The organism is Streptomyces huiliensis (assembly GCF_020037025.1).
GTDB classification, from domain to species: domain Bacteria; phylum Actinomycetota; class Actinomycetes; order Streptomycetales; family Streptomycetaceae; genus Streptomyces; species Streptomyces huiliensis.
This window is the reverse complement of the sequence record NZ_JAIQLH010000549.1, coordinates 1-687: the sequence shown is the minus strand read 5'-3', so window position 1 is coordinate 687 and position 687 is coordinate 1. Positions and strand designations below refer to the sequence as shown.

At 58.1% G+C, this 687-nt stretch carries 1 rRNA gene; it reads right to left on the bottom strand.

Annotation, left to right across the window (positions count from 1 at the left end):
- Nucleotides 1-631: ribosomal RNA gene (locus JNW98_RS35805) — 23S ribosomal RNA — on the bottom strand; the annotation flags it as partial.
- Nucleotides 632-687: the final 56 nt, after the last annotated feature.

Here is a 687-nt window from a genome sequence, read left to right as displayed (position 1 = left end):
GCGACGCTCCCACGGCTTGTAGGCACACGGTTTCAGGTACTATTTCACTCCGCTCCCGCGGTACTTTTCACCATTCCCTCACGGTACTATCCGCTATCGGTCACCAGGGAATATTTAGGCTTAGCGGGTGGTCCCGCCAGATTCACACGGGATTTCTCGGGCCCCGTGCTACTTGGGTGTCTCTCAAACGAGCCGCAATGATTTCAGCTACGGGGGTCTTACCCTCTACGCCGGACCTTTCGCATGTCCTTCGCCTATCACTACGGTTTCTGACTCGTCCTGTCGCCGGCAGACGACAGAAGAGAGATCCCACAACCCCCACAACGCAACCCCTGCCGGGTATCACACGTCATAGGTTTGGCCTCATCCAGTTTCGCTCGCCACTACTCCCGGAATCACGGTTGTTTTCTCTTCCTGCGGGTACTGAGATGTTTCACTTCCCCGCGTTCCCTCCACACTGCCTATGTGTTCAGCAGCGGGTGACAGCCCATGACGACTGCCGGGTTTCCCCATTCGGACACCCCCGGATCACAGCTTGGTTGACAGCTCCCCGGGGCCTATCGTGGCCTCCCACGTCCTTCATCGGTTCCTGGTGCCAAGGCATCCACCGTGCGCCCTTAAAAACTTGGCCACAGATGCTCGCGTCCACTGTGCAGTTCTCAAACAACGACCAGCCACCCGTCACAC